Source organism: Streptomyces sp. NPDC002643, assembly GCF_053592555.1.
The window spans coordinates 1-11,103 of record NZ_JBSFVY010000031.1 but is presented as its reverse complement, the minus strand read 5'-3'; the positions used below and the strand labels follow the sequence as shown (position 1 = coordinate 11,103).

The following is an 11,103-nucleotide window of genomic DNA, read 5'->3' as shown; positions in this document are numbered from 1 at the left end:
GGGCCGGGCTAAGGTCCGTTCCCATGACGTCATGGGGGCCCGGTTCGGGTGGCGGGGCGGTGGAGGAGGCCGGTGGGCGCGGTGAGGCCGTGGCCTGGGCCGCTGCCTGGGAGTTGCTGGTGCCGGTCGCTTCGGCGCCGCCACGCGCGCGTGGGCGTACGTTGCAGGCGGCGCTGCGGGAGGCGATCCGTACGGGGCGGCTGGCGCGGGGGACGCGGTTGCCGTCCAGCAGGGAGCTGGCCGCCGATCTGGGGGTGTCTCGCGGGCTGGTGACCGAGGCGTACGAGCAGTTGACGGCGGAGGGCTATCTGCGCAGTGGCCGGGGTGCCGGAACCTGGGTGGGTGCCGCGGTTCGGGCCGCCGTCCCGCGCGCGCGTGACCTCGCTCCCCGCACTGCGGGCGTCCGCGCCGACTTCGTAGCCGGGACACCGGACCTGTCGCTGTTCCCGCGCACCGCTTGGGCCGCGGCGCAGCGCCATGTGCTCGCCGAACTCCCGCACCACACCCTGGGCTACCCCGACCCGCGCGGTCTGCCCCGGCTGCGTACCGCCCTCGCCGAACTGCTCGCCCGGCGTCGGGGCGTGGTCGCCGACCCCGAGCGGATCGTGGTCGTCTCCGGGGTGACCCAGTCAGCGGCCCTCCTCGGATACGTACTCCACGCGCGCGGGATGCGCACCGTCGGCGTCGAGGACCCCGGCAGCCCCGGCCACGACGCCCTGTACGCGGTCACCGGGATCACGACCGTCCCGGTGCCGCTGGACGAGGAAGGGCTGGCCGTCGAGTCGTTGCGCGCCTCCGGGGTGCGGGCGGTGGTGGTGACACCGGCGCATCAATTCCCGCTGGGGATCGCCTACTCCGCGCGGCGGCGGGCCGAACTGCTCGACTGGGCACGATCGGTGGACGGGCTGGTGGTCGAGGACGACTACGACGGCGACTTCCGCTACGACCGCGCCCCCGTGGGCGCTCTCCAGGGGCTCGATCCCGAGCGGGTGGCGTACGCCGGGTCCGTCAGCAAGTCGCTCGCGCCGGGGCTGCGGCTGGGCTGGCTGCTCGTACCGGCGTCGCTGGCCGAGGAGGTCGTCGAGCGCAAGCGGACGATGGACCTCGGGCATCCCGTCGTCGACCAGGCCCTCTTCGCCCGGTTCGTGGAGCACGGCGACTACGACCGTCAGCTGCGGCGCTGCCAGCGGGCGTACCGGGAGCGACGCGACACCCTGGTGGCCGCTCTCGCCGGCCACTTCCCCGGTGCGCGTGTGTCCGGTATCGCGGCCGGTCTCCATGTCATCGCCGAGCTGCCCGACCGCTACGGGCCGCTCGACCGCTTCCTGGAGTGTGCCGCCGCGGCCGGTGTCGCGGTTCGGGGGCTGCCCCAGTACGGCCGCATACGGGACGACGGGGTGCGGCTGGTCCTCGGGTACGCGCATCTGTCACCGGCACGGATTCGGGAGGGGGTGCGGCTGATGGCAAAGGCGGTGGGCGCCTGACCTACCGTCCACGGAGACAGGACCGCGGCCACACACCTCTTTCGCACATTGGCTCCCTTCCATCCTCGGTCAGTTGTTCACTTGTGGTTTGCGTGTGCGCTGCGGCGCACCAGTAGTTGTGGCTGTGCACATCGGGCCGATCCGTCGCTGGAGGCACATTCATGTCACACCGTCCGCCGAGTTCTCTGCCCGGACGCCGCAGCGTGCTGCGCGGCTCGCTCGCCGCGTCGGCGGCGCTGGCCCTGCCCGCCGTGTCCGGTGCCGCTCCCGCGTTCGCCCTGTCGGGGCGGCCGACGGCCGGTTGGGGCGTTCAGGCCGGGGACGTGACCGCGCACTCCGGTCTCGTGTGGGTACGTTCGGACCGTCCGGCGCGCATGATCGTCGAGACGTCCGCCACGGAGTCGTTCCGCGATGTGCGTCGCTTCCACGGCCCGCTGCTCGGCTCCGGCACGGACTTCACCGGTACGACCCGGCTGAGCGGTCTGCCGGCCGGTGAGCAGATCCACTACCGGGTGCTGCTCGCCGACCCGCACGACCCTCGGCGCACCGGCGAGCCGGTCACGGGCACCTTCCGTACGACGTCGGTGAAACGGCGCGACGGGGTCCGCTTCGTCTGGTCGGGCGACCTGGCCGGGCAGGGCTGGGGCATCAACCCCGACTTCGGCGGCTACCGCGTCTTCGACGCGATGGGGAGACTCGACCCGGACTTCTTCCTGTTCAGCGGCGACACGATCTACGCGGACGGCCCGATCGCGGCGACCGCCGCGCTGCCCGACGGCTCCACGTGGCGGAACATCACCACCGAGGAGAAGGCGAAGGTCGCGGAGACGCTCGCCGAGTTCCGCGGCAACTTCCGCTACAACCTGCTGGACGAGAACCTCAAGGCGTTCAACGCGCGCGTGCCGTCGATCGTGCAGTGGGACGACCACGAGGTCACCAACAACTGGTACCCGGGGGAGATCCTCGGCGACAGCCGGTACACGGAGAAGAACGTCGATGTCCTGGCGGCGCGGGCGCGGCGGGCGTTCGGCGAGTACTTCCCGATCTCCACGCTGCGGCCGGGCGCCCGCGAGGGCCGGGTGCACCGCGTGATGCGGCACGGTCCGCTGCTCGACGTGTTCGTGCTGGACATGCGGACGTATCGCAACGCCAACTCCACCGACACCCAGACCACCGATCCGCAGGGCATCCTCGGCGCGGAGCAGTTGGCGTGGCTGAAGCGGGAGCTGTCCCGGTCGCGGGCGGTGTGGAAGGTCATCGCCGCCGACATGCCGCTCGGACTGGTCGTACCGGACACCGGTGACGGCCTGCCGAACATCGAGGCCGTGGCACAGGGCGACCCGGGTGCGCCGCTCGGGCGGGAGCTGCAGATCGCCGAGCTGCTGCGGTTCATCAAGCACCGGAAGATCACCGGCACGGTGTGGCTGACCGCCGATGTGCACTACACCTCGGCCCAGCACTACCAGCCGTCCCGGGCCGCCTTCACCGACTTCGAGCCGTTCTGGGAGTTCGTCTCCGGGCCGCTCAACGCCGGCGCCTTCCCGGCGAACACCCTCGACAACACGTTCGGTCCCGAGCGGGTCTTCATCAAGGCCCCGACCACCGCGAACGTGTCACCGGCGGGCGGCTACCAGTTCTTCGGCGAGGTCGACATCGACGGCGACAGCGGCGAACTCACGGTCCGGCTGCGCGAGTCCGACGGCACCGTGCTGTACACGAAGTCCCTCCAGCCGGGCCGCGTCGGGCAGTAGCGGCCCGAGATCCGGGTGTTCAAGGACCGAGCGTTCAAGGATCGGGTGTTTTCGCAGGTCAGCGGCGATTGTCAGTGGTCGCGTCTACGGTTTTCCCATGACGCGATCACTGCGGGCCGTGGCCTACACCCGACCCTCCGTGCTGGAGTCCGCGGTGGGCGGGCACCGGCTGGGGCTGGAGACCTCGCGGGGTGCGACCCCGACGGGGGTCGAGGACCATCCCCGGTTCTTCACGGGCTTCCTGACCTCTCCTCAGGTGGCCGCGGCCGGGCTGCTGGCGGTGGCCGACGTGGCGGCGGCGCGCTACCACCAGCAGCAGCCGCGGTCCTCGCTGGACCCGGTGGTGACGGGCAGCGGGGACCGGCTGCGCTTCGAGTCGTTCTCGGGCTGCGGCGGGGTGTACGCCCGTCTGGACGTGCTGGATCAGGGTCTCGACGGCGGCGAGGTCGGGCACGGCACGACCAATGTGGACGTCAACAATCCACTGCGTGAGGCGCTCTCCCGGATCGGCTCCGACGACCCGCTGCATCTACGGGTCGGCCCGGACGAGTTGGCGGTGACCACACTGGACGGCCCGGTCGTGGAGAAGAAGGTTCCGCTGCCGGACCGCTGGCTGCGCGGCTTCGCCGAGGCCCAGGTGATCGCCGCCGGTTTCGATCTGCGGGCCGAACTGCCCGCCGCCGAGGCCGTACGGTTCCTCCGCTCCCTGCCGGGCGGTGGCTCGCGCGGGGCGTCCCGGGGCGCCCAATGGGTGGTGCCGTCGGGGCGGGGACTGCGGCCGACGACACGCCCGGTGCCGGGCGCGGTGTGTCTGCCGGGGCCGGAGCGGCTGACGGCACTGCGGCGGGTGTTGCGCCATGCGACGGCGCTACGGGTGTACGGCCCACCGGCCGACGGTACGGCTCCCCTGGCCGACGCCTGGGAGGTCGTCCTGCCCGGTATGCGGCTGACACTGACGCTGTCGCCGGAGGCCGCGCGGGGCTTCTCCGGTGAGGGCGGCGTCCTGGACGCCCTGGCCACCGACGAGGCCGCCGAGGACGCGGAGCTGATCGCCGTACTGCTCGCCTGGGAGCCGCGCATCGACATCGCCGACCTGGCCGCTGCCTCGGGCCTGTCGACCGCGCGGGTACGGGCGGCGCTGACGCGGCTGGGTACCTCGGGGCGCGTCGGCTACGACACGGCGGAGGCCGCGTACTTCCACCGCGAACTGCCCTACGACGCCGAGCGCGTGGAGCGCCACAACCCCCGCCTCCGCTCGGCCCGCGCCCTCGTGGCCGCCGGCGCGGTCGCCCTCGACGGCGACCTCGGCACGGTGACCGCCGAGGACGGCCACCTCCACCGCGTACGGGACCGGGCGGGCACGCTGAGCTGCTCCTGCCTCTGGTGGGCGAAGTACCGGGGCGGACGCGGCCCGTGCAAACACGCGCTGGCGGTACGGATGGTGCGCCGGGGAGCGAAGGCGGAGCCGGTCGGGGCGAGGAACGCCACGGGGCCGGTCGGGACACGGATCGCCGGCGGTGCGCGATGACCGCGGAGACGCTGATCGCGGCGGTGCGGGCGGGGAACGTGAGCGATGTCGTCGCTCTGGTGGACGGTATGACGGACGCCGAACGGCGCGCGTGCATGCCCGGTTTGAAGGATCTGCGCAAGCGACTGCGCGCGGATTTCTGGGGCCCCGACGCCCAGCAGGCGTATCCCGCGCTGCACGCGGCCGGGGCGGCCTGCCAGACCGGAGCCGCGGCGGTGGCGGCCTGGCTCACCGGTTCCGACATGCGCTGGTGGCAGGCACCCGCGCCGCTGCTGATCGACATGCTCGGCGACCGCGCCCCCGACTGGCTCTCCGACCTGGTGCATCGGCTGGCCGAGCACCCCGTCGGCTCGGAGGTGTCGTACCCGCTGATGGCCGGCCTGGTGAGGCTCGCCGGGTGCCCGGTCCCGACCTCCGAGGCCTACGTGCGGGGCTGGATGGAGCACATCGACCGGGCTCGCTGGAAGCCGGGCACGGTCATCGCGAACCTCCGGGAGGACCCTCACCTCGGGGAACTCGTCGCCGCGTTGTTCGAGACCGAGGAGATCGGCGCCCGCAGCGCCTGGCGGTACGGCGAGGGGGAGAACAACTGGACGTATGCCCTCGCGCGGCTCACCCAGGAGGGCATCCTCGACCGCAAGGTCATGATCGAGGCGTGTGTGGCCCGGCTGCTGCGCGGTGGTTCCACGGCGGACAACAAGGTCTTCCTGGGCCTGTTGGCCGCGCTCGATCCGACCCCGGACGAGCGGCGGGAGCGGATCGCGGACTGGACGGCCCTGTGCTCCGACGCGTCCTCCACGGTGGCGGCTCACGCCCAGTCCGTCCTGGCGGAGTTCGCGCTGGACGGAGAGCTGGGGACGCGTCGGCTCGTCGAGTGGTCCGAGGCAGTGCTCTTCCGCACCGAGCGCAAGCTCGTCCGGTCCCAGCTCATCCTGCTGGGCAAGGTGCTCAAGCGGGACCCGTCCGGCGCGACCGAGTTGCTGCCCGTGGTGGCCCGTGCCTTCGGCCACGAGGACACGGACGCACAGGAGCGCGCTCTCAAGCTGGTGGAGCGCCACATCGGGGAGGTGCCCGACGAGAGCCCCGTCCGGCATGAACTCACCGACGCGGCAGCCGGTTTGAGCCCCGCCCTGCGCGCACGCGCCGAGGATCTGCTCGGCACCCCGGTGCTGGAGGAGACCCCCGAGGCGTACGAGGAGCTGCTGCCGCCCGTTCCACCGCCGACGCGGCTCGCCCCGGTGCCGGCGACGGTGGCCGAACTGGTCGAGGAGGTCGGCGCCGTACTGGCCGCCGACAACGAGGTCGGCGTGTTCGAGCGGGTGCTGGACGGGCTCGTTCGGTACGCGCACCGTGATCGGGGCGCGCTGGCGGAGGCGCTCGGGCCCGTGGTGGCACGCTGCTGGTGGGCGGAGATGGACGCGGGGTCCCTCGACCGGTACTTCCGCAAGTCACCCCACGGCCTGGACGTCGTCCTCGCCGTCGTCCTCGGTCGAGTGAGCACCTCCTCGCTGTATCCCGGGCGCAGCGGGGCCGCGGAGTCGGCCGGTTGTGTGCACAGCGGTCCGGAGTGGGCGTTCGACGCACGCCTGTGGGAGATCGCGTACCGGATCGGGACCGAGCCGCTGCCGTTCCTGCTGGCCACGCCGACCTGGAGCACGGGCTCGCTGGAGGCGGCGGAGCTGATCGCGCGACTCGACGCGTACCGGCGGCTGGGTGTCCGGGCGGGCGAGGCGGACTTCGCTCAGGCGCTGCTGCGGATACGGCGGGACGACGGGGACGCGCTGTCGGCCGCCGCCGTGGCCGCACGGGAGCTGAGTACGGCGGAGGGCGACTGGTTGGCCGAGTGGCTGGAGGCCGACGTCCCGTCCGTGCCCCGTCAGTGGAGCCGGACGGACGAGCCCCGGATGCTGGTGGAGTTCGGTGAACTGCCGGAGATGCGGAGCGAGTGCTTCCCACCTGAGTTCCGACGGCTGGGCCGTCCGCTGACACCGTACGAGAGTCACTGGTACTGCCCGCACTGGGATGGCTCGGCGTGGCCGCACTGGCTCGCGGTGACGCCGGGGCGCCCGGAACTCATGGCGGGACGCATACTGCGTGATCTGTCGCAGGCGGTGATCGAGGACACCCGGGCGGCGTTCTCGTTCCTGCCGACGCTCGCCGAGGCGGAGGGCACGGCGGGCGAGGCCGTGCGGCTCTGCGTGGCGTACGGGCTGGGTGCGCGGCGGCCGGAGGACCGGCTCGCCGCGGTGGACGCGCTGCTGGTGCTGGCGGCGCGGGGGCAGTTGGACGCGGAGGCGCTGGGTCACGATCTGGGGCTGCTGGCCGACTTCGGGAGTGTGAAGCCGCTGCGGGTCGCCGAGGCGATACGCACGGCGGCGGCGACCGGGGCGTACGGCACGGCCTGGTCGGTGCTGCGCCCGATGTTGCCGAGGCTGCTCGCCGAACTCGGGGGCGAGGGCGGGGCGAGGACGCCGATGCGTGGGCTCGGGGAGCTGTTGGCCGTCGCCGCCGAATGCGTGGAGCGGTGCGGGGCACACGGCGATGTGCCCCATCTCGACCTGGCGGCGGACCGGCGGGGTTCCTCGCGGGTGGTGACCGGGGCCCGACGGCTGCGTTCGGCCCTGGCCGCAGGAGGCCCGCAGTCGTAGAAAGCGCAACAAAAGGTGTGGAACGATGCTTTTACCGGTCGGTCACAGAGCGTTCGTGATCACGCAACACCGTTCCTTCACAGTGGCCACATGACTACGGACATGTCTGATGTGACAGGGGTGGCGAACGGCCGCCCGACGCGCCGGCGGCGGGGTGTGGTCGCACTGGCCACGGCCGGGCTGCACGCCTTGACACGCCGCCGAGATCACGCGCCGCCCACGAGTGATACCGGCGCCCGGTCACCGCTCCCCGAGGAGCGGCAGGCCGGGGCGGACGCCGAGGGCATCACCGAGGCGACCGCGCTGTGGCGGATGCGGACGACCGTGAAGGACGAACCGGGCTCGCTGGCCGCGCTGTGCACGGCGCTGGCCGGGCACAGGGTCGACATCCTCAGCCTCCAGACGCATCCGCTGGCCGAGGGCACGGTCGACGAGTTCCTGCTGCGCGCGCCGGAGGCGCTGGCGGCCGCCGAGATCACCCACGCGGTGTCGCTGGCCGGCGGTACGGCGACGTGGATCGAGCGCGGTGACGCCCACGACCTGGTGGACGCCCCGACCAGGGTCCTCGGCCTGGCCACGCGTACGGCCTTGGACGCGGCGGAACTCCCGCTCGCGCTAAGGCAGTTGCTCGGCCGTTGCACCATCCGTTCACTGCCCGCCGGCCCGGCCCCCGCGCTGCCCGCGATCTCGGCCACATCCATGCGGGCCGGGAACACGCCGGCGTCCGACACTCGTTACGGTCGGGGACAGGAAAGCGCCCCGGTCGAAGGGGCATTGGAGGACACGGTGATGCGGTTGCGCACACCGGAGGGTGGGGTGATCACGGTGGAGCGGCCGTATCTGCCGTTCACGCCGACGGAGTTCGCCCGGGCGCGGGCTCTGGTGGAGTTGGACGCGCGGCTCGGGCCGCGGATTCCTCGCAGTCATGACGTACTGACGCTGCCGGAGGGCCCCGACATCACCGTGCGCCGGGCCGACGGCGGTGATCTGCCGGCGGCGAAGGCGATGCACGAACGGTGCTCGCCGCGCACGCTGAACCTGCGGTACCACGGGCCCGTGCGCGACGCCGACCGCTATCTCAAGCACCTGCTCAGCCCCCGTTTCGGCCGCACCCTCGCCGTGTGGACGGCTTCGGGGCGGCTCGTCGGGCTCGGGCATCTGCTGTGGGACGGCGACGAGACGGAGGTCGCGCTGCTCGTCGAGGACGAGTGGCAGCGGCGGGGTATCGGCAGCGAGTTGCTGCGCAGGCTGGTGGCGATGGCGGTGGAGGCCGGTTGCAGCAGCGTGTACGCCGTGACGCAGTCGTCCAACACCGGGATGGTGGCGGCGATGCGGGGGCTTGAGCTGCCGCTCGATTATCAGATCGAGGAGGGCACGCTTGTTATCTCGGCGGGGTTGGAGGGGGTTTCGGCGGGGTCGTTGGTGCGGACGGGCTGGCAGGGTGCCGAGTAGGTGCGGTTGGGGTTCGGCCGCTTTCGGGTGCGGGTGCGTGTTTGGGGACGCCGCTTTCGGGTGCGGGTGCGTGGGGGCTGGTCGCGCCCACGCGGCGGAGCCGCATATTGATGCTGCCCCGCGCCCCTTTTGGGGCTACGCCCCATTCAGGGCTGCGCCCCGGACACCAAGTCGGACTCAGCGGTTCCGGGTGCTGCGCCCATAGCTGAATCCCGGGCCGTAAGGCTCATGAGCGCCTTGAGCAGCTGACGGTATCCGCGTCCGCGTACCAAGATTGTCCGTATGTCTGACACCAAGAGCCCGCTGCCCCGTGAAGTCGCCGACGCCTATGTGGACGATCTCATCGCTCTCGATCCGCTGACCGGAACATATCTGGGTGTGAAGGAGTGTTCGAGCAAGCTGCCGGACACCTCGCCCGCCGGGCTGGAGGCCCACGCGGAGCTGATCCGGGCGACGCTCGCCCGGCTCGACGCGGCGGAGCGGGAGCCGGGCGCGGACAGTGACATCGAGCGCCGTTGTGCGCGCCTGCTGCGCGAGCGGCTCACGGCGGAGCTGGCCGTGCACGAGGCCGACGAGGGTCTGCGCGCGGTCGGCAACATGGTGACGGCCCCGCACGAGGTGCGGGAGATCTTCACCATCACTCCGGCGGAGACCGAGGAGGACTGGACGGCGATCGCGGAACGGCTGCGCGCGGTACCGACGGCGTACGCCGGTTACCGCGAGACGCTGGAACTGGGTCTGGAGCGCAAGCTCTACGCGGGCCCGCGCCCGACCGCGACCTTCATCGACCAGCTCACCGAGTGGGCGGACACGGACGGTTCGGGGCGCGGCTGGTTCGAGGACTTCGCCTCGGCGGGCCCCGAGGCGCTGCGCGCGGAGCTGGACGAGGCGGCACGCGGCGCGACCCGTGCCGTCGTCGAACTGCGCGACTGGATGCGTGACGTGTACGCCCCCGCGATCGAGGGCGCCCCGAACACGGTCGGCCGGGAGCGCTACGCCCGGCTGGCCCGCTACTTCACGGGCGCCGATCTGGACCTCGACGAGGCGTACGCGTACGGCTGGGCGGAGTTCCACCGGCTGCTCGGCGAGATGAGGCAGGAGGCGGAGAAGGTCCTCCCCGGCGCCGAGACGCCCTGGGTGGCCCTGGCCCATCTGGACGAGCACGGCCGGCACATCGAGGGCGTCGACGAGGTCCGCGACTGGCTGCAGTCCCTGATGGACGAGGCGATCGAGGCACTGGACGGCACGCACTTCGACCTCGCCGAGCCGGTGAAGAAGGTCGAGTCGTGCATCGCCCCGCCCGGCGGCGCGGCGGCCCCGTACTACTCGGCACCCAGTGAGGACTTCTCCCGGCCGGGCCGCACCTGGCTGCCGACGATGGGGCTGACCCGTTTCCCCGTCTACGACCTGGTGTCGACCTGGTACCACGAGGGCGTCCCCGGCCATCACCTCCAGCTCGCGCAGTGGGTGTATGTCAAGGACGACCTCTCCCGCTACCAGGCCACGATCGGCGGGGTGAGCGCCAACGCCGAGGGCTGGGCCCTGTACGCGGAGCGGCTCATGGACGAGCTGGGCTTCCTCAAGGACGCGGAGGAACGGCTCGGTTATCTCGACGCGCAGATGATGCGGGCCGCCCGGGTCATCGTCGACATCGGTATGCATCTGGAGCTGGAGATCCCGGCGGACTCCCCGTTCCACCCCGGTGAGCACTGGACACCGGAGCTGGCCGAGGAGTTCTTCGGCACCCACAGCAGCCGTCCGGCCGACTACGTGGCGAGCGAGCTGACCCGCTATCTGACGATCCCGGGCCAGGCCATCGGCTACAAGCTGGGCGAACGCGCCTGGCTCCTCGGCCGTGAGAAGGCCCGTGAGCGGCGCGGCGACGCCTTCGACGCCAAGGCCTGGCACATGGCCGCGCTGTCCCAGGGTTCCCTGGGTCTGGACGACCTGGTGGACGAGCTGTCCCGGCTGTGACCGAGGCCGGCCGGGCCCACCGTCCCGCCAGGGGCCGGGCCCGGCCGCCGCACACCACCGCGCCGACCCGGGGCGCGACTGGGCATCCGGCCCGGCATCCGGCCCGGCGCCCGGCCTGGGACCCGGCCCGCTCGGTCCGGCAGCCCCAGCGCCACCGTCCCGTTGTCCGCCGCCCATTACCTTCCTTGTAGAGCCCGGTTGGGGCTCGTGGCCTTCGGGGCCGGTATGGCTCGTTGCCCCTGTCCTTGATGATCCGGGGGGTGCTG

Annotated in this window: 6 protein-coding genes; all 6 read left to right on the top strand. The window is 72.3% G+C overall.

Translation table 11 applies throughout. The annotated features are described in order from the left end of the window. The first annotated feature begins 23 nt into the window (after nt 1–23). The 6 genes from pdxR (at nt 24) to ACWD4G_RS35140 (ending at nt 10,837) form a co-directional block, all read left to right on the top strand. Nucleotides 24–1,484: a MocR-like pyridoxine biosynthesis transcription factor PdxR gene (pdxR, locus tag ACWD4G_RS35165; protein WP_451300823.1), complete on the top strand. Its 1,461-nt coding sequence runs from the start codon at nt 24–26 to the stop codon at nt 1,482–1,484. A gap of 161 nt (nt 1,485–1,645) precedes the next feature. Next, nucleotides 1,646–3,235, top strand: coding sequence for an alkaline phosphatase D family protein (locus tag ACWD4G_RS35160; protein ID WP_451300821.1), 1,590 nt, complete (start codon nt 1,646–1,648; stop codon nt 3,233–3,235). A gap of 97 nt (nt 3,236–3,332) precedes the next feature. Further along, nucleotides 3,333–4,763 carry an SWIM zinc finger family protein gene (locus tag ACWD4G_RS35155; protein ID WP_451300819.1) on the top strand — a complete coding sequence of 477 codons (1,431 nt, stop codon included), beginning with the start codon at nt 3,333–3,335 and terminating at the stop codon, nt 4,761–4,763. Beyond that, nucleotides 4,760–7,411: a DUF6493 family protein gene (locus tag ACWD4G_RS35150; RefSeq protein WP_451300817.1), complete on the top strand. Its 2,652-nt coding sequence runs from the start codon at nt 4,760–4,762 to the stop codon at nt 7,409–7,411. Before ACWD4G_RS35155 ends, ACWD4G_RS35150 begins: the two co-directional genes overlap by 4 nt. Before the next feature lie 102 nt (nt 7,412–7,513). Then, on the top strand, nt 7,514–8,863 hold the full coding sequence (locus ACWD4G_RS35145; protein WP_451300815.1) for a GNAT family N-acetyltransferase: 1,350 nt from the start codon (nt 7,514–7,516) through the stop codon (nt 8,861–8,863). Between the two features lie 282 nt (nt 8,864–9,145). Then, entirely contained in the window at nt 9,146–10,837 is a 1,692-nt protein-coding gene (locus tag ACWD4G_RS35140) for a DUF885 domain-containing protein (RefSeq protein WP_451300813.1), read from the top strand. Nucleotides 10,838–11,103: the final 266 nt, after the last annotated feature.

Coding starts and splice junctions, on each gene's coding strand:
- ACWD4G_RS35140 (WP_451300813.1), top strand. CDS start 9,146: ATGTCTGACACCAAGAGCCCGCTGCCCCGTGAAGTCGCCGACGCCTAT.
- ACWD4G_RS35145 (WP_451300815.1), top strand. CDS start 7,514: ATGTCTGATGTGACAGGGGTGGCGAACGGCCGCCCGACGCGCCGGCGG.
- ACWD4G_RS35155 (WP_451300819.1), top strand. CDS start 3,333: ATGACGCGATCACTGCGGGCCGTGGCCTACACCCGACCCTCCGTGCTG.
- pdxR (WP_451300823.1), top strand. CDS start 24: ATGACGTCATGGGGGCCCGGTTCGGGTGGCGGGGCGGTGGAGGAGGCC.
- ACWD4G_RS35150 (WP_451300817.1), top strand. CDS start 4,760: ATGACCGCGGAGACGCTGATCGCGGCGGTGCGGGCGGGGAACGTGAGC.
- ACWD4G_RS35160 (WP_451300821.1), top strand. CDS start 1,646: ATGTCACACCGTCCGCCGAGTTCTCTGCCCGGACGCCGCAGCGTGCTG.